This is a genomic window from Achromobacter maghribensis (assembly GCF_057334215.1).
This window is the reverse complement of the sequence record NZ_JBHFII010000017.1, coordinates 183206-206323: the sequence shown is the minus strand read 5'-3', so window position 1 is coordinate 206323 and position 23118 is coordinate 183206. Positions and strand designations below refer to the sequence as shown.

Below are 23118 nucleotides of genomic sequence, written 5' to 3'. Positions count from 1 at the left end.
GGGCGCGGGGCGCCGCGCGGCGCCGGCATGCAGATTCAGGTGGGAGGGACGCGTGGCCGACGCCTGCGCATCGTGTTCCAGGGTTCCGCCACAGAGGTCCTCCGGCACGAGCTGCGAATCCAGCAGGGCGTAAACCGCGCCCAGTTCGGGGTCCAGGCGTTGCCGCACCACGCTTTGGTAATAGGCCGCCTCTTTCGGCTGCCCGGCGTGTTCCAGCGCAGGCATGATGTGGCGAATGTCGGCTGCGTCATCTTCGCGCACGGGCAGGACGCCGTGCCAGATCAGCACCACTTTCGTATGGTCGGGAAAAAACCAGGCGGTGGACAGGCGCAGGTCGACGTCTTCGAGCGCGCTGCCGTCGGCCTGGCGGCTGACGAAGCAGCGCGCGCGCCAATCGGGCAGCCGTCCGCGCAACACCGGCTGTTCAGGATGCATGTTCCACAGCTCGTAGTCCGTGCCGCTGGCAAGCGCCGTGTTCGCAGGCCCCCATTGATCGGGCTGGGCCGCGTTGAAGAAGCGCCAGTCCATGTCGGGCGCGAACCCGGGGAAGTCATGCTCCAGCCATTCCTGGCCGTACTCACGGCCCATGTGCGCCGCCCGTTGCGGCCACTCCAGGGGCAACGCGGTAAAGCCCGCCGGGGCGACCCGTTGCCCGGGGGCGCTGATCCGCTGTAGCGGGTGCTCGATGTTCGGCAGATGCCGCACGCGCGCACCGTTGATCTCTTCGTCTTGCGCACCGATGCCCAACGGGTTTTCGGCGACGTCAGGCCCGCCATAGGCGCGGCTCCAGTCCAGCCGCATGCGCTGGAATGGCTGCGGCGCGGTGGCCTTGCCATCGACCCAGTAGCGGTCGCCGAAGACCAGCAGCGACTTGTCTATCGCACCGACTTTCAGGCGCACGCCACAGGCGCCCGGATGCTTGGAATCATGCGGATAGGCGTGGCCCGACACCAGCACCTCCGGATACTGTTTCGGCGTGGCCAGGTCCAGCGCGCCGATGCCCTCGGCGGCCGTCAGCTTCCAGAGGTCCTGGTCGGTCAGCAAGGTAGCCGGCGCTTGCGCGATGTCGACCAGCGCGAACACCGACACGCCCAGCAGATCGCGGCGCTGCCAGCGGTAGGGCCGGGTGAGTATGCCCAGGCGGAAAGGCTTGATGGTCTTCATGGATTATCCGGTGGGCTGATCCAGGGCGATTTCGTGCGTGGCGGCGTCCACGCGCACCCGCACGGTCTTGCCCACGCCGAAGTCGGCCAGATGCAATGGCGACAACGGTACGTCGAGCGTGCGGGTCAGCGCCGGGGTGGCGGCGGTGGCGGCCACGTCGAGGTCCAGTTCGATGACGAAATACAAGGTGTCGCCGATGCGGCTGCGCGTGTCGCGCGCGGCGGTGACGCGGGCCGTGCTGGCCACGCCGCCGATGCGCACGGCTTGCAGCCGTTGCGTATCCTTGCGTGCGGCCTCGCGGCGCCTGTGGCCGCGCCACAGCATGACGCCCGCCTGCACGGCGGACAGGAGCAAGCCCAGCCCTACCCACTTCGCCCAATCCGGCCAGGCAGTCATGAACTCCGACATGGCGGCTTCAGATGATGGTCCAGAGGCCGACCATCGACGCGCCAAGCCCGACCTTCTTCGCCTCCACGGCATCGAAGGAATAGCCGGCACCCGTGGTGCGGTAAGAGAGCATTTGCCCGATGTTGCTGATCATGGCGTAGTTGGTGAATGAGGTGTTCAGCATGACCGTCGTGCGGAACAACGCCACGCGGTGCAGGCCGAACTCCGCCTTGGCCACCGCCAGGCCGATGGAGAACGGGGTGGCCTGCAGCCAGCTCTCTTTGGATAGATCCTTGACGTTGGCCGCGTCCATCACGACGTCCGCCGGCGTCTTCAGCGTGATGTTGCCGTCGGCCTTGATCATCACCGTGGCGCCTTCCGATTCCATGTGCATCTTGCCCTTGGACTTGAGGTCCATCGTGGCGGTTTCCGATTGCACGAGCATCGCGGTCTTGGCCTTCACGTCCATATTGGCATCGGTGGATAGCAGTTCGACCTTGCCCTTGGCCTTTTCGGTCAGCGTGCCCGTCTTGACGTGATGCAGCGAGTCGCCTTCATCGACATACACCTGCTGGCCGGTCTTCAGCGTTTCCTTGAACAGCCCCGTGACTTCACGTTCCTCGCCTTTCGCGGCAACGGTCGTCTTCAAGCCGTTGTCGAACTTCTCTTCCATCAGGCCGTCTTTGACGTTGACGGTGCGCGAAGCCTTGACGGTGTATTCCTCGTGCCCTTTGACGAAAACATCGCGGCGCTTGCCGACTTCAAGGTTGTCGGTGCCGGTGATCTTGATGTCGCGAAAACCGCCGATCTTGGTGGTGTCGTTCTCGCCGATGGTGGTGTTGCGGTTCAGGTCCGTCGAGTGGATCTCGTTGGCCTCGACCTCGGTGCAGAGCTCGCGCTCGGCGTGCAGCCAGATGCGTTCGCTGCCGCTCTTGTCGTCGAACATCAGCGCGTTCGCGGTGGCGGGCGTGCCGCTCTTGGAGCGGCTGAGAAAGCCGCTTTGCGTCGCGTTGTCGGGCAGGTCCCAGGGCGGCAGGTTGTTGGCATTGAAGACCCGACCGATCACGATGGGACGGTCGGGCTGGCCGCCGATGAAGTCCACGATCACTTCGTCGCGCACGCGTGGCAGCTGGATGCCGCCGAAGCCGCCGCCCGCCCAGGGACTGGATACGCGGACCCAGCACGAACTGTTTTCGTCCTTCTTGCCGTAGCGGTCCCAGTGGAACTGCACTTTCACGCGGCCCATCTTGTCCGTCCAGATTTCTTCGCCTTGCTTGCCGACGACTGTCGCGGTCTGAGGGCCGTGCGTGCGGGGGATCGGCGTGATGCGTGGCGCGCGGAACTGCGTGCTGGAGGGCACCACGACGAACTCCAGGTCGAAGTCGCCAGGGTCGATCTGGCCGCTGGCGTAGCCCGATTCACGGATTCGGTAGTAAGTGCTGACGACGAGATACTCGCGGTTCTCGGCCTGCCGCGGATGGTTGCGTAGCGTGAACAGATGGCCGGGAGAGAGCCCGCGAGCGTTGGAGGCGCCCGCGCTTTGCTCTTGCCTGCATTGCAGGTCTTGCAAGCGGACGCGTGTGTAGTGTTCGGCGTCGTCGGGGTTGGTGTAGCCGCCCTGCCATTCGTACATTTCCAGGTCGCCGTGGTCGTAGGCGCCGGGATTGTTGCGCCGCGCCTCCAGGCTGGCGGCGGGCGTCAGGGGGTGATAGTCGGTGGTGGCGAACGCGCCGGGCGTGATCTGTTCGGCGACTTCCCACTTGTGGATGTAGTCTTCGCGCGGGACGGTGACACGGTCCGGCCCGTAATAGGGGATCTGCTCGTAGTCTGGAACGGGCTCGTGCTGCGTGATGTCGTCCGTGAGGACCAGCGTGTGTTTGCCGTTGTCGTGCTTGAACCAGAAATAGATGCCTTCGTGCTCCATCAACCGGCAGATGAAGGCGTAGTCGGTCTCTTGGTATTGCACGCAGTATTCCCAGCTGCGGTAGCTTTCCGTCAGCTTGAACTCCACCGGATAGGAGTAGTCCTTGAGGACTTCGCGGATGACGTCGGGAACGCTCTTGTTCTGGAAGATCTTGTTGTCCGAGGTCTGCGTCAGGTACCAGAGCCACGGGCGCACCGTGGCGCGGTAAATGGTGTAGCGCGACGTATTGTTTTCCCGGCCGATCAGCATGCAGCGCGTGATGTGTCCGCTGAGATAGCGCGGCGTGGACGAAGCGGTTTCGATTTCAAGCGTCAGCGGTTTGCCCAGCAGCGATTTCATGTCCAGCGAATAGGATTCCGAGACCAGCTCGACCTCCAGTTCGAATAGCTGCGAAAGGCTCTCGGCGCCATGCACGCTACGGAATTTCAGCTGCTCCGGCGGCAAGGGCGTATGCGCCGTGACGACACGTTCGCTTGGCACGTTGCGGTCCATCTCATCGTCTCCTTATGAGAATTCACCTGATGCTGCGCTTGCTGTTCTGGATGCTTGCGGAGGCGCAAAGCGCGCGCGCCGCTATGACTGCAACGGGATGGCCGACCCAGCAATGGGGCCGCTCGCAAAGGGCTGGCGTGGCCGTGAGGGCCGCGCCGGAGCCGGGGGACGTCTGTCTCTGATTCTGCCTGCGCGCCGGTCTGCCGCCAGCGTGAGCGCCGATTGTAGGCACCGCCTGAAGCGGCCGAGAAGCGCTATCACATGCTTTTGTGTTTTTTACGGTTCGGTAACAACGCTTGCGTCTGCACGCCGCCCGCGTAAGGAGTATGTCAAAACATCAGCGTAGCTGGGTCACAAGTGTTCAATTGTTTAGGGGGTTGTTAGCTGCCTGTAAGAAAAATCTGAAGTTGTTAGTTGTTCGTTGCATGCCGAAAGACGTGCCTAGAATTCACCCTTCCGTGAAGCAGCGCGGAGCGTAGTGGTTGTATCCAGGCAGCATCCCCAGGCATTTAAGCAATGACTATGGACTTCGCCGATATCCTCAATACACTCGATTCACGTCTGCCCTGCGGGGACGACCTCGAATACGACGCTGACTTCCTGCAGTTGCAGCAAGCCGCGGCCGGCCGGGACGAACAACAGTTCGGCTCGACCATCATCGCCGCGCAGCCGCCCGACTGGCGCGAGGTCGAGCGCCTGGCCCGCGCGCTGCTTGAACGCACGCGGGACCTTCGCGTGATCGGCCTGCTGACCTGCGCATGGACCGAGATACGTGGCCTGCCGGGCTACGCGGATGGGTTGGCGTTGGCCGTCGATACGCTGGAACGCTATTGGGAGCCCGTGCACCCGCGGCTGGACAGCGTGGGCGAAGACGATCCGATGCCGCGCATGAACGCCTTGGCGGCGTTCGGCGACATGCTGGGTTGCGCGCGCAGCGTGCGATCGGCGAGCCTGGTCAATGGCGTGCACGGCCAACTATCTTTGCGCGATACCGAGGCGCTGCTTGATGGCAGCCGCCAGGACGCCGACTGCTATCCCGGCGGGCGTCCCCGGGTGGTCGCGCGCCTGCGCGAAGCATGGACGCAACGCGAGGCCGACGTGCTGGCGCTGGCGTCCGCCGCGGACGCGCTGCGCCGCGTGCAGACACTGGTGACCGACAAGCTCGGTGTCGCCTGGACCCCCGACTACACCGCCATCCTGCGCACCTTGGACGTCGTGCTGGATGCCGCGCGCGACACGCCGAATGCGGCACCCGAAACGTCTGACGCCCCGCCCGAAAATGCCGCGGCACCTGCAGCGGAGACGCCGGCCAGCCAGGCCGCGCCGGCCGCTGGCATGCGCTGGCAGGATGCCCGGATCCAGTCGCGCGACGAGGCCATGGCCATGCTGGGCAAGGTCTGCGCGTACTTCGAGGCCAACGAGCCCGGGCACCCGGCGCCGTATCTCATCCGCCGCGCGCAGCAGCTCATCCCCTTGAGCTTTCACGACATCATCAGGAACCTGGCTCCCCAAGGACTCGAGCAATTCGAGGCATGGCTGCCGCGGGATGCGGGGAGCCGGCCGGAATCGTAGGCGGGCCAGCCCCGGACACCAACAAGAGGAGACAACACCATGGCGACCAGCCTGAAAGGAAGCGGTCAGAAGTTCATAGCCAGAAACCGCGCGCCGCGCGTGCAGATCGAGTACGACGTGGAGATCTACGGCGCGGAGCGCAAGATCCAGCTGCCGTTCGTGATGGGCGTGCTGGCGGATCTGGCCGGCAAGTCCGAAACGCCGCAGCCGGACGTGGGCGAACGCAAGTTCATGGACATCGATATCGATAATTTCGATGAACGCATGCGTTCGATTCAGCCCCGCGCGGCGTTTCAGGTGGCCAACACGCTGACGGGTGAAGGCAATCTGAATGTGGACATCACGTTCGAGAGCATCGACGACTTCTCGCCAGCCACGGTCGCCAAAAAGGTCGGGGCGTTGAATGAACTGCTGACCGCGCGGACCCAGCTGGCCAATCTGCTGACCTACATGGACGGCAAGACGGGCGCCGAGGAATTGATTGGCAACGTGCTGAAGAACCCTGCGTTGATGAATGCGCTGGCGGCCGCGCCGAAGCCCGACGCCGCGCCCGCCGCCGACCCCGCCAGCGCGGACCCGGCCGCGTAGTTTCCGTTCGAACCGCTTTTCGGAGAATGCCATGACCGCAGTGGCCAAACGCGCGGACGCGCGTGCTGTCGAGACCCTGGAGGCGGACGGCCTGTCCGCGCTTCTGAAGAAAGAGTTCAAACCCAAGACCGAGCAGGCACGAGAGGCGGTGGAGCACGCCGTGCGCACGTTGGCCCATCAGGCGCTGGAAAATAGTGGGGTAGGACTGTCGTCGGACGCCTATCGCACTATCCAGGCGATCATCGCCGAGATTGACCGCAAGCTGTCCGAACAGATCAACGGCGTGATGCATCATCCCGACTTCCAGCAGCTGGAAGGCGCTTGGCGCGGCTTGCATTACCTCGTCACCAATACCGAAACGGACGAGCTGTTGAAGATCCGCGTGATGAGCCTGTCGAAATCGGAACTGGGGCGCACCCTTAAACGCCACAAGGGCGTGGGCTGGGACCAGAGCCCCATCTTCAAGCGCGTGTACGAGGAAGAGTATGGCCAGTTCGGTGGCGAGCCGATCGGCTGCCTGGTGGGCGACTATCACTTCGATCACAGTCCGCCAGACGTGGAGTTGCTGGGCGAAATCGCCAAGATCTCGTCCGCCGCGCATTGCCCGTTTATCGCGGGCGCGTCGCCCAATGTGATGCAGATGGATTCCTGGCAGGAGCTGGCCAATCCGCGCGACCTGACCAAGATCTTCACCAACACCGAGTATGCCGCGTGGCGCAGCCTGCGCGAGTCCGAGGATTCGCGCTACATCGGGTTGGCGATGCCGCGTTTCCTGGCCCGCCTGCCCTATGGCGCGCGCACCAATCCGGTCGACGAGTTCGACTTTGAAGAAGATACCGACGGCGCGAACCACGACCGCTACACCTGGGCGAATTCCGCCTATGCAATGGCCGCCAACGTTAACCGTTCGTTCAAGCTGTACGGATGGTGCACGTCCATCCGCGGCGTGGAATCGGGCGGCGCGGTGGAGAACCTGCCGTGCCACAGCTTTCCCAGCGATGACGGCGGCGTCGACATGAAGTGCCCGACCGAGATCGCCATCAGCGATCGGCGCGAAGCCGAACTTGCCAAGAACGGCTTCATGCCCCTGGTGCATCGCAAGAACTCCGACTTCGCGGCCTTCATCGGCGCGCAGTCCCTGCAGAAGCCGCATGAATACTACGAGGCCGACGCGTCCGCCAACGCCAAGCTGGCCGCGCGCCTGCCGTACCTGTTCGCATGCTGCCGTTTCGCGCACTACCTGAAGTGCATCGTGCGCGACAAGATCGGCTCGTTCCGTGAACGTGACGACATGGAGCGGTGGCTGAACGACTGGATCATGAATTACGTGGACGGCGACCCGGTGAACTCGTCCCAGGAAACCAAGGCGCGCAAGCCGTTGGCGGCGGCCGAGGTGCAGGTGCAGGAGATCGAAGACAACCCGGGCTATTACTCCGCCAAGTTTTTCCTGCGGCCGCACTATCAGCTTGAGGGGCTGACGGTGTCGCTGCGGTTGGTGTCCAAGCTGCCTTCGCTTAAGCAGAACGAAGGCTGAGTGTCAGACAAGACGGGCGCAGCCGCGCTCGATAACTCCAGGAGACAGATGTGGCTGTGGATATGTTCATGAAAATCGATGGGGCCAACGGCGAATCCAAAGACGCCAACCATAAGGACTGGACCGACATCGTGTCCTTCTCGTGGGGCGCGACGCAACCAGGCAATCTGGCCAGCGGCGGCGGCCTGGGCGCGGGCAAAGCCAGCTTCAATGACCTGCACGTGGTGGCGCGTATCGACAAGGCGGCGCCTGCGGTGATGAAGCATTGCGCCAGCGGCAAGCACCTGAGCAAGATCGAGCTGTCCATGTGCAAGGCGGGTGGGGAGCAGGTCGAATATTCGAAGATCACGCTGGAAGACGTGCTGGTGTCGTCGGTGCAGATATCGGGTGATCGCAGCGCCGAAGGCGTGGTGGTGAACTTCGCGTTCCAGGCGGCCAAGGTCAAGCAGCAATACTGGGAGCAGACCGAAAAGGGCGGCAAGGGCGCCGAAAGCCTGGTGGCCTGGGATATCAAGCAGAACAAGGAAGTCGGCTAGGGCGGACCCTCCATGTCTATAGCTGCCGTTCCTTTCGGCGCGATCAGCCTGTCTGGCCAGTTGGACGATGTGCAGGCGCAAATCCGCCGCCGGCCGGCCGACGCGGATCTGCGCGCGCAACTGTTCCAATTGCTGGCGGTGCAGGGCGATTGGGCGCGCGCCGCTGAACAACTGGGCCTCTGTGGCGAGCTGAGCGCGCAGGCGCGCCCCACGGTGGCGCTGTACGCCAGCGCCATCGCGGCCGAACGCGAGCGCGAAGCCGTGCTTGCCGGCGACGGCGAGCCCGTCTTGTTGAGCGACTCCGGCGACTGGATGCGGGCGCTGGTATCGGCGCTGCGCCTGGACGGCCGGGGAGCCGCCGACGAGGCTGCGGCGTTGCGCGGCCAGGCCTTGCAGGATGCCGCGGCGGGTGCGGGGACCGTGCAAGGCGTCATGCACGATGCGCCGCTGCCATTTCAGTGGATCTGTGACGGCGACAGCCGCCTGGGGCCGGTCTTCGAATTCCTGGGAGGGGGGCGGTACGCCTGGCTGCCCTTCACGGCGCTTAAGCGCGTACGCCTGCTGGCGCCGGAAGGCGTGTGCGACATGGTGTGGGCCCGCGCCGAGATCGAGCTGGCGGACGGCCAGGTGCTGCAGGGCCTGGTGCCGGCGCGCTACCCGCCCGTGCCCGGCGCGCGCATGGTTGACCTGCCCGACACGGTCAAGCTTGCGCGGGTGACCGAGTGGCGTGCGCTGCGCGGCGATACCTATGCCGGCGTGGGCCAGAAAATGTGGATGACGGACGCGGGTGAATTCGCGCTGCTAGACATTCGCAGCCTGGAGCTGGCCTGATGGGCCACGCGGATGACGCCGCCGGATGGGCGCCGCTGCCGCGCAGTCAGCGCGCGGCTCGGGACCGCCTGCAGCCGTCGTTGCTGGACCGTTTGATGGACAACGATCCGGCCCGTCGCACGGAGCCGCGCGACAACGCCATGCTGACGCATGAGCAGCTGCGCGCGGCTGTGCTGCGGGACCTGCGCTGGTTGCTCAATACGGTGAACCTGCAGACGTCCCAGGACTTGTCGGCGCATCGTCCCGTTGCGGCATCGACGGTGAATTTCGGCGTGCGCGCCATGGCGGGAAAGCGCATGTCGGAGATCGACTGGATCGACGTGGAAGAGTCGATCCGCAATGCGATTTCGGCGTTTGAGCCGCGCATTCTGGCGGCTTCGGTCGAGGTCCGCTGCGTGACCGACACCGGCACGCTTGAACACCACAACGTGTTGAGCCTGGAGATTCGGGGCATGTTGTGGTGCGTGCCGCATCCCCTTGAGTTCCTGTTCCGCACGGACATCGACCTGGAAAGCGGGCATATGGATCTGCGCGACTTGGGTGGTGTCTGATGGACGCCCGTCTGCTGGACTACTACAACCGCGAGCTGGTGTACCTGCGGGAGCTGGGCGCGGAATTCGCGCAGGCCTATCCCAAGGTGGCCGGGCGCCTGGGCATGAACGCGACGGAGGTCGCGGACCCGTATGTCGAGCGGCTGCTCGAAGGCTTCAGTTTCCTGACCGCGCGTATCCAGATGAAGATGGACGCGGAGTTTCCGCGTTTCTCGCAACGTTTGCTGGAGGTGGTGTATCCCAACTACCTGGCGTCCACGCCGTCGATGGCGATCGTGCAGTTTTCCCCAAGCATGAACGAGGGCACGCTGGCGGGCGGCTTCGAATTGCCGCGTGGCACGTTATTGCGCGGACGCGTGCCGCGTGGCGAACAGACGCCCTGCGAGTTCACCACCGGGCATGCTGTGCGCCTGTGGCCCTTGCAGGTGATTCAGGCTGAATTTACGGCTGCGCCGCAGGATCTGCCGCTGGCGCGGCTGGGCCTGGCGGGGCGGGCCGGGCGCGTGTTGAGCGCCCTGCGCATCCGGATCGAGGTCGGGGGCGGGCAACGCCTGGAAGATCTGGACCTTGATCAACTGGTGTTTCATCTGAACGGGCTGGACCTGCAGATGCAACGCTTGCTGGAAGTGCTGATGGGGCACACGGTGGCGGTGCTGGGCCATGACACGTCACGGCCGGTGGCGTGGGTCAACAAGCTGCCGGCCAGCGCGGTGCGCCACGAAGGTTTTGCCGATGACCAGGCCCTGTTGCCCGGGGATGCGCGTGTGTTCCAGGGCTATCGCTTGCTGCAGGAGTATTTTGCCTTCGCGCAGCGTTACCTGTTCTTCAGCGTGAACGGTTTGAAAGCGGGCTTGCGCAGTGCGGCCCAACCCCAGGGCGCGCCGCGCGAGACGCGCGCCTTCGACCTGACGTTTCTGTTCTCCATTGCCGCGCCGGAACTGGAGGGGGCAATTTCGGCCGCCAATCTGGCGCTGCATTGCGTGCCGGTGATCAACCTGTTCCCCAAACGCGCGGACCGCGTGGCGGTGACGCCGCGCACGTCGGAATATCACGTGGTGGTTGATCGCAGCCGTCCGCTGGACTACGAGGTCTTCGGCGTGACGCGCGTTACGGGTCATGCGTCGGCCCAGCAACAGGAGCAGGAGTTCCGGCCGTTCTATGGATCGCTAGGCAGCGATCCCGACGATTATGGCGCGTACTTTTCCGTGCGCCGCGAGCCGCGGCTGATCTCCGACACGGCGCAACGCAATGGCACTCGCACCGGCTACACGGGCAGCGAAGTGTTCCTGTCGCTGGTGGACCGGCAGGAAGCGCCATTCTCGGGTCAATTGCGCCACCTGTCGCTTGAGACGCTGTGCACCAACCGGGACATGTCGATGCTGTTGCCCTTGGGTACCGACACCGACATGACGCTGCGGGTATCGGCGCCGGTTCGCGCGGTGAAGGTGCTGCATGGGCCGACACGCCCTTGCGCGGCATTGGCCGAGAATGCCGCCACCTGGCATCTGATCAGCCACCTGGGCCTGAATTATCTGAGCCTGACGGATCTGGATACGGAGCAGGGCGCCCAGACGCTGCGCGAGATGCTGCACGTTTACGGCAACCTGGCAGACCCCGCCGTGCGCAAGCACATTTCCGGGTTGCGGCATGTGAGCGCCAAGCCTGTCTATCACCGGCTGCCGGTGCCGGGTCCCATCGTGCACGGACGCGGCGTGCGCATTTCGCTGCAAGTGGACGAGGGGGCCTTTTCCGGCATCAGCCCGTATTTGTTCGGCGCCGTGCTTGAGCAGTTTTTCGCGCGCCATGTCTCGATCAACATGATGTCGGAGCTGGTCCTGTCGACCCTGCAGCGCGGCGAAGTCGCCCGCTTCAAGCCCCGCATGGGTCGCCGGCCCGCGGTCTAGGCCCGCTGATCCGCCACGAACAGGAGCGCAAGATGAAATCCGCCGCAAGCTTGAACCGCATCGCCTATGACCCCGTCCATCTGCTGGGCGAGGTGTTGCGCTGCGAACCCGATGGCAGCTACGTCGTCGCGTGCGACGGCCGCGCGTGGAACACGCAGCGCGCCGCCAGTTGCCTGTTGGCGCCGCAACCGGGCGACGAAGTGCTGATAAGCGGACCGGACCCGTCGCGGGTGTACCTCATCGCGGTCACCGTGCAGGCGGCGCCGGCGCACACCACGCTTGAGGCGCCGGGCGATCTGGTGCTGCGGTCGAACGGCGGAAACGTTCGGGTGGAAAGCGCGGGCGACGTGACGTTGCAAGGCCAGGGCGCGGTGCGTATCCGCACGCCCGAATACGCGGTCGAGGCCGACGAAGCACGCCATGCGTGCAAGCGCGTGCGCCTGGTGGCCGAACAGTTGCACGCCACCGTGGGCGAGACCCGGCTCGTCGGCCGGAACTACGAAGCGGTGCTGGACCGCATGACGCTTATGGCGCGCTTGTCGATGCGCAGCGTGAGCGAGGTGGAGCAGGTGCGTGCGGGCTCGATCGATTACCAGGCCGAGCAGAGCGCGCGGCTGCATGCGTCGTACACGTTGGTGACGGGTTCCGACCTGGTCAAGGTGGACGCCAAGCAGATCCACATGGGGTGACGCGGTGGACGTCGCGCAACCCGTCGCCGATCCGATTCCCCCAGGCGCCACCGACGTGAACGAGGTGGTGGCGCAGTGGTGGCGCGCCCTTGAGCGCGAGCCCTACGCGCACGATCTCTTTCACGCCCTGCGCTGGATCGACGCGCATGCTGGCGCGCGCAAGCCGCTGGGACGCGAGACCGTGGCGCGCTACGAGCCTGTGCGCATGCGGCAGGAACCGTCGATGGCCTTCGCGCCGTCCACCGTGGCGTACGCCCAGGCCGGCCGCAACGGCCCCCCGGCGGAGATGGCCATATACGGGTTCGGGTTGTTCGGGCCCAACGGCCCCTTGCCCTTGCACCTGACCGAGCACGCGCATGAACGCATGGCGCACTACGGGGATCGCACCCTGTCCGCGTTCGCCGACGTGTTCCATCACCGGCTCATCTTGCTGTTCTACCGGGCCTGGGCGGATGCGCAAAGCACCGTCAGCCTGGACCGCAAGGAAGAGCGCTTCACGCGGTACGTGGCCAGCCTGCTGCATCTGGGCGAGCCATCGATGCGGCGGCGCGATGCCGTGCTGGACCATGCCAAGTACTTCATGGCGGGGCATCTGGTGCGCCAGACGCGCAACCCCGAAGGCCTTAAGCACATCCTGCAGTGGTTTTTCGGGCTGCCCGTGCGCATCTGCGAATTCGTGCCGCAGTGGATCCGCCTGGAGCCCGAGCAGCGGCTGGGCCTGGGCGGCATGGCGGGGCTGGGGCGCGACACGGTGCTGGGCGTCGCCGTGCGCGACGCGCAGCACAAGTTCCGGATCGAACTCGGGCCGCTGACGCTGGAGGACTACACGAGCTTCCTGCCGGGCGGTCTGCGCGCCCGGCAATTGACGCATTGGGTCCGGCACTACGTCGGCGTGGAGCTGGCCTGGGACGTGCGGCCCGTGCTGCGCGCCGAAGATGCGAGGGGCCTGGCCCTGGGCGCCGCGCAGCCGCTGGGGCTGTCTGCGTGGCTGGGCAAGCGACGGCCGGCGCAGGGGGACGCGGGCGATTTGTTGCTGGACTATGAACGCCGGGGGCAAACGCCGGCACGTGGCCGCTCGCCGGCTCAACCTTCCAGGAATGCGCGCGCTTGAACGCGCCATGACGCCATGTCGGATATCGGCCGCATCGAACTCTTCGGAAAGCTCAATCCCGCGCTCTACCAGGCGCTGGAAGGCGCCACGGCGTTCTGCAAGCTGCGGGGCAATCCTTATGTGGAGCTGGTGCACTGGATGCATCAGATCCTGCAGTGCCAGGACAGCGATCTGCATCGCATCGCGCGCGGCTTCGACCTGGACCTGGCGCAATTGCAAGCCGACCTGACGGCCGAGCTGGACCGGCTGCCCGCCGGCGCGGGATCGGTATCCGACCTGTCCGAGCACATCGACCACGCGGTTGAACGGGCGTGGGTACTGGGATCCTTGCGCTATGGCGCGGCCCGCATCCGTAGCGGTCATCTGCTGGCCGGGCTGGTCACCACCTATGCGCTGCGCCACGTGCTGCTGGGCATGTCGCCGCAGTTCTCGCGCATCGAGCCCGACAAGCTGCTGACGCAGATGGGCGAGATGACGCAGGGTTCGCCGGAGTCGGCCACCGATGCGGCGGCTGGCGATGCGCAAGCCGTCGCGACGGCGCAGGGGGGAAATCTTGCGGCGCTGGAACGGTTTGCGGTGGACCTGACCGCCAAGGCACGCGCTGGCGCGATCGACCCCGTGTCCGGACGCGACGAAGAGATTCGCCAGATCGTCGATGTGCTGATGCGGCGCCGGCAAAACAATCCGCTGCTGGCCGGAGAGGCCGGCGTGGGCAAGACCGCCGTGGTGGAAGGGCTGGCCCTGCGCCTGGCGGCGGGTGATGTGCCGCCGCCCTTGCGCGACGTGTCGCTGTATCTGCTGGACATCGGCCTGCTGCAAGCCGGCGCCGGCGTGAAGGGCGAGTTCGAGCAGCGGTTGCGCGGCGTGATCGATGAGGTCCAAGCCAGCGAACGGCCCATCGTGCTGTTCATCGACGAGATTCATACGCTGGTGGGCGCGGGCGGCGCGGCGGGCACGGGCGACGCCGCCAACCTGCTTAAACCGGCGCTGGCGCGCGGCCAGTTGCGCACGATCGGCGCGACCACCTGGTCGGAATACAAAAAGCACATCGAGAAAGATCCGGCGCTAAGCCGCCGCTTTCAGGTCGTGCAGGTGCACGAGCCGGACGAAGCGCGCGCATTCGGCATGCTGCGCGGGCTGGCCGAGACCTTGCAGACGCATCATGGCGTGCTGTTGCTGGACGAGGCAATCACGGCCGCGGTGAGCTTGTCGCACCGCTATATCCCCGCCCGGCAGCTGCCCGACAAGGCGGTCGCGTTGCTGGATACGGCTTGCGCCCGGGTGGCCATCAGCCAGCACGCCGTGCCGCCGGCGCTGGAGGATGCGCGGCGGCGCATCCAGGCGCTGGAAACTGCGCAGCGCATCGCCCGGCGCGAGCTTCATCTTGGCGCCGGCGATGCCCAGCGGCTTGAGCGCCTGGTGGCGGAATACGCGGACGCGACGCAAGCGGAACAGGCGTTGGCGGCACGCTGGGAGACCGAGCGCGCATTGGCGGCGAAGGTGTTTGCATTGCGCCAGGCGCTGGACCAGGGGCCGGCGTCCGAACAGGCGGCCGCGCGGCAGGCGCTGGCGCGGGAAACGTTGGCACTGAGCCAGCGCGAGGCGCCGATGATCCACGTCTCGGTCGATGCGGCGGCGGTGGCTGCCGTGGTGGCCGACTGGACCGGCATCCCCGTGGGCCGCATGGTGCGCGACGAGGCGCAAGCCGTGCTTGCGCTGGCGGATACGCTGGAGAAGCGCGTGATCGGTCAGCGGGACGGACTTGAGGCGGTGGCGCGCCGCATCCAGACATCGCGGGCGCGGCTGACCGACCCGGATAAGCCGGTGGGCGTGTTCCTTCTGTGCGGCCCCAGCGGCGTCGGCAAGACCGAGACCGCGCTGGCCTTGGCTGAAGCCTTGTACGGCGGCGAGCAGAACCTGATCACCATCAACATGAGCGAGTTCCAGGAGCCGCACACGGTTTCGACATTGAAGGGCGCGCCGCCCGGCTACGTGGGTTATGGCGAAGGCGGCGTGCTGACCGAGGCCGTGCGCAGGCGGCCCTATAGCGTGGTGCTGCTGGACGAAGTGGAGAAGGCGCACGCCGACGTGCACGAGATTTTCTTCCAGGTGTTCGACAAGGGCTGGATGGAGGACGGCGAAGGGCGCTACATCGATTTCCGTCATGCCGTGATCATCCTGACCTCGAACGTCGGCACGGACCGCATCGCCGCTCTCTGCCGCGACCCCGCGCTGATGCCTGACGCCGAAGGGTTGGCGGCCGCGTTGCGTGAACCGTTGCTACAGGCTTTCCCGGCGGCGCTGCTGGGTCGGCTGGTCGCGGTGCCTTACCTGCCACTGTCGGACGCCATGCTGGCGCGCATCGTCGAGTTGCAATTCGAGCGGGTGCGCCGACGGCTGCAGGCGCATCACGGCGTCGAGCTGGACGTGGCGGCCGATGCGACGGCGTTGGTGGTGGCGCGTTGCACCGAAGTCGAGTCGGGGGCGCGCATGGTGGACGCCATTCTTACCAATACGGTGTTGCCGCAGATCAGCCGCGAATTGCTGGGCGCGTCGATGCAGGACCGCAGGCTGCGCCGGGTGCGCTTGTCGGCGGACGCCGGGGAGTTCCGTTATGACTACGCGTGAACCGCTAGCCGTCCTTGCCGTCGGTCGTCTTCTTCACCGGCGCGGGGCGCATGTAGCTGCCGACTTCGCGCAGATGGTCGGACGCGCTGTGGGGGGCCGTGCTTTCGCGTGGCGGGCTCAAGGCATCGTCGACGGCGTGGGTGCGATGTTCGGCCAGCGGATCGTGACCCGGCAGCGTGGACGGCGTGCTGTCGGCGAAAACGCTGGGCGGGCCCTCGCCGGGGGTGTCGAACAGCGCCAGCGGATCGGTGACGGGGCGCGACACCGCGGCATCGCCGTGTGGCAGATGCCGCAAGGGGTCGGCGGGGTTGCGCGCTTGCGCGGACTCCAGGTCGAAGGGATGGGTGGATACGTCCGGCGCGCTGCCGACCGGCAAGGTGCCGGGCCCGATCAGGTCGCTGAAGATGTCGTCGTCGATTACCGCGGCGGGCAACGCCGCATCCATGGCGGGCGTGGGGGCTTCAGCCCGCAGCCGGTAGGCGCCGATCTGGACTTCGTCGCCCGGATTCAGCGGCACCTCTTGATCTTGCGCCACGGGACGGCCGTTGACGCTGACCGCGCTCATGCTGCTGAGGTTCACGAGGAAACCGGCGGCATCGGCGCTGCCAAGGCGGATGGCCGCCTGCACGCGGCAGATCTCGCGTGCCGGGTCGGGCAGGGCAAGGTGGTTGTCGATACTGCGTCCCACCGTGCCGCCGGGCGCCGTGAAGTCGGCATGGAAGGGTTCGAAGGCCGGATCGCCGGCATGTTGGAACGCGGTGAGCTTCATGCCTGTCTCCTTGGCGCCGGCGGCGCGTCAGTGGACCTGGGCGGCCTTGGCCGACCGGAAGGCGGGCCCCCACTGGGGATGCCCGGTTTCATTGGGCGCAAGTTCGAACGAGGGTTGCAATTGCAGGATACGGGCGAAGCTGTCTTCGCACAGCTGCCGATAGCCGATGACGCAGTAGCTGAAGGCTTGAAGCTTCAGTGCTTCTACGCGCATGGGCGTGGGGGCGGTAGCCAAGGCATCGGACGTGGCGACGGTGCGCGCCACGGCGCCGAACTGGCTGGCGGCGTATTCGTCGCGGACTTGCTGCAAGGCGTCCGCGGCTTGCGGCGACGGGGCCGACGTACAGGCCGCGAGAGCCGCGAAGAGGAACACAAAGCTGATACGGACGGGCTGTTTCATGGCGCGGGCGTGTCGGTCGAAAAGAGGAAGACAGGACTATTCCGCCGATGATAGCGGCCCCGCGCGGCAGGGTTGCGTCGCGGCGTAACAGACGTGTGTGTTTTTATTTCCGAGGTCTTATGAATGCTCTCCTTCACCGAAGGGCCTTCGCGGCGTATCGCGTCCGCAGGCCATTGCGCCGTGCCGCGCTGATCGCCGCAGGCCTGGCGGCCGGTGCGTTGATCACAGGGTGTTCGTCGACGGCCAAGCGTGTGCCGGCGCCTTACGCCATTGAATTGCGGGCGGACCCGAAAGTGAACGTGAACGCCAGCGGCAGGCCCTCGCCGGTGCAAGTGACCATCTATGAATTGAAGTCGGCCAGCACGTTCGAATCGCGCGATTTCTTCACCTTGCAGGCCGATGCGCATGCGGCGCTGGGCGCCGAGCTGCTTAATACCGAACAGGTGATCCTGCGGCCCGGCGAGACCAAGGTGCTGCATTACCCCGGCAACCCGGAGGCGCGCGTGGTGGGCGTGGTGGCGGCCTATCGGGACCTCGAGCAAAGCAAATGGCGCCTGCTGGTGCCGCTACCCGAACCCCAGGACACCAATATCTACAAGGTCTGGCAGTTTTCGCCGAACGAGGAGACGGTGAAGGTCGCGGTCACGCGCGCCGGGCTGGAGGAAGTGGACCGCGATCGTTCGTGGTGGCCCTTTTAGAAACACAATAAGAGAACCGGACCATGGTGAGCAAAGACAAAGTGATCTGGTCGGAGGGAATGTTCCTGCGGCCCCAGCATTTCCAGCAGCTTGAACGCCATCTGTTGCATGTGGCGCAGCAGCGCGCGGCCGCGGCGCAAGGATTCTTCTGGGGCTTCAGCCATCTGTCGCTGGACCGCGACGCGCTGGCGATCGGCAAGCTGGTGCTGACGCAAGCGCAGGGCGTCATGCCCGACGGTACGCCCTTCGACTTCTCGGAACCGGATGCCGCGCCCGCCGCGCTTGAGGTGCCGCCACAGACACGCGGCACGCGAGTGCTGTTGGCGATGCCGCGCGCGCGGCCGGGCGCCACCGACGTGATCTACGAAGGCGAAGAGGACACCTTGGCGCGTTATCTGGTGCACGAGGCCGATGTGGAAGACACCGGCTCGATGGGGCTGGAGCCGGCCTTGCTGCAACTGGGCCGCCTGCGGCTGCGCCTGATGCTGGAAAACGAGTTGACCGACGACTGGCTGGGTCTGGGCGTGGCGCGCGTGATGGAGCGCCGCCAGGACAACCGCGTGGTGCTGGACGACGAGTACGTGGCGCCCTGGCTGGCGGCGGGTGAACATCCCGTGCTGCGCGGGCTGGTGAACGAGCTGTACGGCCTGCTGGGCGCCCGCAGCGAGGCGTTGGCCGAGCGCCTGTCGCAACCCGGCCGGGGAGGCGTCTCCGAAGTCTCTGACTTCATGCTCCTGGAAACCGTCAACCGCTACATCGGCGCGCTCTGGCATGCGCGGCAAAGCGCCGCGCTGCACCCGGAGCGGTTGTTTCACGACTGGCTGATGCTGGCCTGCGACCTGGCCACCTTCACGTCCGCGACACGCCGTCCCGAGGTGCTGCCCGAGTATTCCCACGACGACCTGCAGGCCAGCTTCGCGCCCTTGATGATCGAGCTGCGCCGTTCGCTGTCGGCCGTGCTGGAACAGCGTGCTTTGCAGATTCCGCTGCAGGACAGGGGCCAGGGTGTGCGGGTGGCGCAGATCACGGACGCCGACCTGCTGCGGACCGCCGGCTTCGTGTTGGCGGTGCATGCGGACCTGGGCACGGACACCGTGCGTGCGCGCTTTCCCGCGCAGGTCAAGATCGGCCCCGTCGAGCGCATTCGCGACCTGGTGCATTTGCAGCTGCCGGGCGTGACGGTGCGTGCGCTGCCGGTGGCGCCACGGCAGATTCCCTACAGCGCCGGGCACGTGTATTTCGAATTGGATAAAAGCGGCGAATTCTGGAAACAGCTAGAACGCACCGGCGCGCTTGCGCTGCATCTGGCCGGTGACTTTCCCGGGCTGACGATGGAGTTCTGGGCATTGCGCGATTGAGCGCGGAGAGAGCTATGCACGCATCGGACCACACGATGTCCGCACCGCCGGGCGGGCTGGGCGATAGCGCCGCCCAAGGCGCCGGCCGGTTGCGGCCCCATGACTATGTCATCAGCGGGACCAACCCGCTGGTGGCGGCAGCCAACCCGCTGCTGGACCTGATCCCGCAGATCCGCGCCACCGCGGCGCATCCGTCGGCGGCGATGCTGCGCGAGCACTTGCTGGACGAGATCCGCCAGTTCGAGTTGCGCGCGCAGCAGGCGGGTATTTCGAATGAGACGATTCTTGGCGCGCGCTACTGCCTGTGCACTGCGCTGGATGAGGCCGCGGCGCTGACGCCGTGGGGCGGAGGCGGCGTGTGGTCGGCGCACAGCCTGCTGGTTACCTTCCATAACGAGACTTGGGGCGGCGAGAAGTTCTTCCAGCTGTTGGCCAAGCTATCGCAGAATCCCGCGCAGCATCTGGACTTGCTGGAGCTGCTGTACTACTGCCTGCTGCTGGGTTTTGAAGGCCGCTACCGCGTGATGGACAATGGCCGTTCGCAGCTGGAAACGCTGCGTCAGCGACTGTTGCGCATCCTTCGCGGCGCGCGCGGCGAATACGCGCTGGCCTTGTCTCCGCACTGGCGCGACGCGCCGGCGCAGACGCCCTTGCGCCGCCTGCCGGTGCCTTTGTGGGTGTTTGGCGCGCTGGCCGCCGTGTTTGCGTTGGCCCTGTACTGGGGGCTGGGTTGGCGGCTGGGCAGCGAGTCCGATAGCGTGTTCGCGTCGATCAGCCAGCTCAAACCGCCCGCCGTGCAGATCGCGCCGGCGGTCGCCAAGCGGCCCGCGCCGGCGCCTCGGCTGGCGGTGTTCCTGGCGCCCGAGATCCGCGACCAACTGGTAAGCGTGCGCGACGAAGTCGACCGCAGCGTGGTGGTGCTGCGCGGCGACGGCGTGTTCGAGTCCGGCGCCAGTTCCGTGCGCGACCCCTATCTGCCGGTGCTGTCGCGCGTGGCGGATGCGCTGCGCCAGACGCAGGGCGCCATCCTGGTGCGCGGCTATTCCGACAATACGCCGATGCGCAGCGCGCGCTTTCCATCCAACTGGCATCTTTCGCAGGCGCGCGCCGACGCCGTCAAAGACATGTTGGAGCAACGCCTGGGGCAACCGGGGCGGGTGCGGGCGGAAGGCCGCGGAGACGCCGATCCGGTGGCGCCCAACGATACGGCCGCAGGCCGCGCGCTGAACCGGCGGGTGGAAATCACCGTACTGGTGCCGCCCGTGCCGCACGAGAATGACGGACAGGGGGGGCAACAATGATCTACAGGCTGTTCGGATGGTTCTTCAGCCGGCGCGTGTGGAACTTCCTGGGGCTTGTGGCCCTGGCGCTGCTGATCTGGATCGCGGGGCCGCTTATCGCGGTGGGCAGCGTGCGCCCGCTGGAAAGCGAGGCGGTGCGCATTATCGTGATCGTGGCGATATTCGCGATATGGCTGCTGCGCCTCTTGTGGCGCAAGTGGCGGGAAGGGCGCTTGAATGCGCAGTTGCTGGGTCAGCTGCGGCCGCGGCCACGCGCCGAGAAGGCCGTGGAAGAGACGGCAGAGAACGATGAGATACGCCAGTTGGAGGCGCGATTCGACGAGGCGGTAGAGTTGTTGCGCAAGACGCGCTTCGAAAGCCGCGGCAAGCGCCGCCCGCTGGACCGCTTTTCCAAGCAATACCTGTATCAGCTGCCCTGGTACGTCATCATCGGCGCGCCGGGGTCGGGCAAGACCACGGCGTTGGTGAACTCGGGCCTGAATTTCCCGTTGGCCGAGCGCTATGGAAAGGTGGCGTTGCGTGGCGTGGGTGGCACCCGCAATTGCGACTGGTGGTTCACCGACGATGCGGTGCTGCTGGATACGGCGGGGCGCTACACCACCCACGAAAGCGACCCGACGGGCGACGAGCAGGAATGGCGCGGCTTTCTGGGCTTGCTGACCAAGTACCGTGGGCGGCAGCCGATCAACGGCGCAATGCTGACGGTCAGCGTTGAAGACCTGCTGTCGGCGTCCGATGCGGAACGGGCGCAACATGCGGCGGTGCTGCGGCGGCGCCTGCAGGAACTGCGCGAGCAGTTGGGCATTGCGTTTCCCGTCTATGTGCTGGTGACCAAGACCGACCTGCTGTCCGGCTTTGAAGAGTATTTCGCTTCCTTCAGCCGTGACGAGCTGGCGCAGGTATGGGGCTTTACGTTGCCCTACGCGCGTGCGCAGGAGCCCGGCTTTGATCTGTACGAGGCCTTTCACGAAGAGTACGCGCTGCTGCAACGGCGCCTGGATGACGCGCTGCCGGAAGTGGTGGCCGCCGAGGAAGACCCGTCGCGCCGCGCGCTTGCCTACATGCTGCCGCAGCAATTCGCCGGGCTTCAAGCCATCTTGGGCCATTTCCTGAGCGACGTGTTCGCCACGTCGAAGTTCGAGGCGCGGGTGATTCCGCGTGGCGTGTATTTCACCAGCGGCACCCAGGGCGGCGAAACATTCGACCAGGTAACCGGCCACCTCAAGCGCTATCTGCGTATCGAAGGGGCGGCTGCGCCAGCGTCTGGCGTGCCGGGCGAGGCCGAGGGCCGCAGCTACTTCCTGAAGAACCTGCTGCGGGACGTCATCTTCCGCGAAGCGGGGCTGGCGGGACGCAACCTTCGTTGGGAACGCCGCTACCGGCAATTGCATTGGGCGGGCTACGGGCTGGTCACCGCGATGTTCGTTGCGCTGATCGCAGGCTGGGCGCTGAGCTACCGCAACAACTCGGCCTATGTGGAGGAAGTGGCGCGGCGCGTTCCCGCCGTGGAGAAATTGACGCGCGACATCAAGATCACGCGCACGGGCGATTTGCTGGGCCTGATGCCTTTCCTGGACAGCCTGTGGTACTTGCCGCGGCATGAAGATTTCGACATCGACCAACCGCCGCTTGGCTACCGCTTCGGCCTGTATCAGGGCCAGAAGCTACAGGCGGCCGCGCAAGGCGTCTACGACAACACGCTGGATCAGGTGCTGTTGCCGCAAGTGGCGCGGCGTGTCGAGGCGGCGTTGCGGGACGCGTCGGCCAGCGATCTTGAATATTCGTACGAAGCGCTGCGCGCCTATCTGATGCTGTACGAGGCCGACCGCTACGACTCGGAATTCATGCATGCGTGGCTGTTGTCCGACATGCAGGCGACCTTGCCGGACGGCTATACGCGCCGTCAGTACGAACAGTTGTCGCTGCATCTGCGCAACCTGACGCAGGGCCGCGTGCTGGCGTCGCCGTTCCCGAAGGACGATGCGCTGGTGGCGCAAGCACGCGAGAAGCTGGCGCGCTACACGCTGGCGCAAAGGGCCTACAGCAGACTGCGCCGCACGTTGGCCAATACCCATGGTGCGCCCGAGAACACGGTGGTGACGTTGGGCGGCGCGCAGGCCAGCGCCGTGTTCGTGCGCAAGAGCGGCAAGCCGCTCAGCCAGGGCATCCCCTCGCTGTACAGCTATCGGGGTTATTGGGAGGTGTTCAACAAGCGGGTCGCAAGCGTGGCGGAGGTGCTGCGGTCGGACGATGCCTGGATCCTGAATATTCCTGCGCCCGGCCCGCTGGATCAGGCGGCGCAGCGCCAGCTGGTGGCCGGTATCAAGCGCCTTTACATGAACGACTACGTGGCGCAGTGGGACGGCTATCTGAATGACCTGCAACTGGCGCCCAGCAAGTCCTTGCTGCAGAACATCCAGATGGCGCGAACCTTGTCGGCGCCGGAATCGCCGCTGGTGCAACTGGTGCGCGGCGTCGCGCGCGAGACCGCGTTGCTGCGCGAATCGGGCAAGGACGATCGATCGCTGGTGGACCAGGCGCGCGACCGCGTGAGCAGCACGCGCGAAGCCCTGGAGCAGATGTTCGGCCCGACCGGGCCGGACGCGGCCACGCGATCCGACGCGTCGGATGAAAAACTGGAACGCATCGTGGACCAGTACTTCGAGCCGTGGGGGGGGGGGG

General features: G+C 66.0%; 19 protein-coding genes. 14 read left to right on the top strand and 5 right to left on the bottom strand.

Features of this window, described 5'->3' with window-relative positions; translation table 11 throughout:
• The 3 genes from ACE039_RS07765 to ACE039_RS07755 all read right to left on the bottom strand — a co-directional run.
• The coding region (locus ACE039_RS07765; RefSeq protein WP_485822043.1) for a DUF2169 family type VI secretion system accessory protein at positions 1–1164 on the bottom strand (1164 nt) is incomplete at its 3' end.
• 3 nt (positions 1165–1167) lie between these two features.
• Positions 1168–1560, bottom strand: coding sequence for a hypothetical protein (locus ACE039_RS07760; protein WP_485822042.1), 393 nt, complete (start codon positions 1558–1560; stop codon positions 1168–1170).
• Positions 1561–1579: 19 nt separating this feature from the next.
• Complete coding sequence (locus ACE039_RS07755; RefSeq protein ID WP_485822041.1) at positions 1580–3967, bottom strand: type VI secretion system Vgr family protein; 2388 nt, start codon at positions 3965–3967, stop codon at positions 1580–1582.
• 522 nt (positions 3968–4489) lie between these two features.
• Between ACE039_RS07755 and tssA the strand changes: the two genes are divergently transcribed.
• The 10 genes from tssA (at position 4490) to tssH (ending at position 15911) form a co-directional block, all read left to right on the top strand.
• Entirely contained in the window at positions 4490–5539 is a 1050-nt protein-coding gene (tssA, locus tag ACE039_RS07750; protein WP_485822065.1) for a type VI secretion system protein TssA, read from the top strand.
• Between the two features lie 39 nt (positions 5540–5578).
• Positions 5579–6127 (top strand): type VI secretion system contractile sheath small subunit, encoded by a 549-nt coding sequence (gene tssB, locus ACE039_RS07745; protein ID WP_485822040.1) that lies wholly within the window; start codon positions 5579–5581, stop codon positions 6125–6127.
• 31 nt (positions 6128–6158) lie between these two features.
• The gene (tssC, locus tag ACE039_RS07740; RefSeq protein WP_448713088.1) at positions 6159–7661 is read left to right on the top strand and encodes a type VI secretion system contractile sheath large subunit; all 1503 of its coding nucleotides are present in this window, start codon (positions 6159–6161) and stop codon (positions 7659–7661) included.
• Positions 7662–7729: 68 nt separating this feature from the next.
• Positions 7730–8197 (top strand): Hcp family type VI secretion system effector, encoded by a 468-nt coding sequence (locus tag ACE039_RS07735; RefSeq protein ID WP_105555971.1) that lies wholly within the window; start codon positions 7730–7732, stop codon positions 8195–8197.
• 12 nt (positions 8198–8209) lie between these two features.
• Positions 8210–9028 carry a type VI secretion system accessory protein TagJ gene (locus ACE039_RS07730; protein WP_485822039.1) on the top strand — a complete coding sequence of 273 codons (819 nt, stop codon included), beginning with the start codon at positions 8210–8212 and terminating at the stop codon, positions 9026–9028.
• On the top strand, positions 9028–9579 hold the full coding sequence (tssE, locus tag ACE039_RS07725; protein ID WP_105555727.1) for a type VI secretion system baseplate subunit TssE: 552 nt from the start codon (positions 9028–9030) through the stop codon (positions 9577–9579). The genes ACE039_RS07730 and tssE overlap by 1 nt, the downstream gene beginning before the upstream one ends.
• Positions 9579–11483, top strand: a complete 1905-nt coding sequence (tssF, locus tag ACE039_RS07720; RefSeq protein ID WP_485822038.1) for a type VI secretion system baseplate subunit TssF — start codon at positions 9579–9581, stop codon at positions 11481–11483. Before tssE ends, tssF begins: the two co-directional genes overlap by 1 nt.
• A gap of 32 nt (positions 11484–11515) precedes the next feature.
• On the top strand, positions 11516–12172 hold the full coding sequence (locus ACE039_RS07715; RefSeq protein ID WP_105555729.1) for a DUF3540 domain-containing protein: 657 nt from the start codon (positions 11516–11518) through the stop codon (positions 12170–12172).
• A gap of 4 nt (positions 12173–12176) precedes the next feature.
• Positions 12177–13283 carry a type VI secretion system baseplate subunit TssG gene (gene tssG / locus ACE039_RS07710; protein ID WP_485822037.1) on the top strand — a complete coding sequence of 369 codons (1107 nt, stop codon included), beginning with the start codon at positions 12177–12179 and terminating at the stop codon, positions 13281–13283.
• A gap of 15 nt (positions 13284–13298) precedes the next feature.
• Positions 13299–15911: a type VI secretion system ATPase TssH gene (gene tssH, locus ACE039_RS07705; RefSeq protein WP_485822036.1), complete on the top strand. Its 2613-nt coding sequence runs from the start codon at positions 13299–13301 to the stop codon at positions 15909–15911.
• Positions 15912–15915: 4 nt separating this feature from the next.
• Here the strand turns inward: tssH and ACE039_RS07700 are convergent, their stop codons facing one another.
• The gene (locus ACE039_RS07700) at positions 15916–16680 is read right to left on the bottom strand and encodes an FHA domain-containing protein (RefSeq protein WP_485822035.1); all 765 of its coding nucleotides are present in this window, start codon (positions 16678–16680) and stop codon (positions 15916–15918) included.
• Positions 16681–16707: 27 nt separating this feature from the next.
• A complete protein-coding gene (locus tag ACE039_RS07695; RefSeq protein ID WP_105555733.1) occupies positions 16708–17079 on the bottom strand; it encodes a TssQ family T6SS-associated lipoprotein in 372 nt (123 codons plus the stop codon).
• A 119-nt stretch (positions 17080–17198) separates the two neighbouring features.
• On the opposite strand from ACE039_RS07695, the gene tssJ reads away from it, so the two are divergent.
• The 4 genes from tssJ to tssM form a co-directional block, all read left to right on the top strand.
• Positions 17199–17777, top strand: coding sequence for a type VI secretion system lipoprotein TssJ (gene tssJ / locus ACE039_RS07690; RefSeq protein ID WP_448713080.1), 579 nt, complete (start codon positions 17199–17201; stop codon positions 17775–17777).
• A 23-nt stretch (positions 17778–17800) separates the two neighbouring features.
• A complete protein-coding gene (tssK, locus tag ACE039_RS07685) occupies positions 17801–19135 on the top strand; it encodes a type VI secretion system baseplate subunit TssK (RefSeq protein WP_485822034.1) in 1335 nt (444 codons plus the stop codon).
• A gap of 14 nt (positions 19136–19149) precedes the next feature.
• Positions 19150–20436 (top strand): DotU family type VI secretion system protein, encoded by a 1287-nt coding sequence (locus ACE039_RS07680; RefSeq protein WP_485822033.1) that lies wholly within the window; start codon positions 19150–19152, stop codon positions 20434–20436.
• Positions 20433–23118, top strand: a 2686-nt coding sequence (gene tssM / locus ACE039_RS07675; RefSeq protein ID WP_485822032.1) for a type VI secretion system membrane subunit TssM, incomplete at its 3' end; no start/stop codon positions are given. The genes ACE039_RS07680 and tssM, both read left to right, overlap by 4 nt.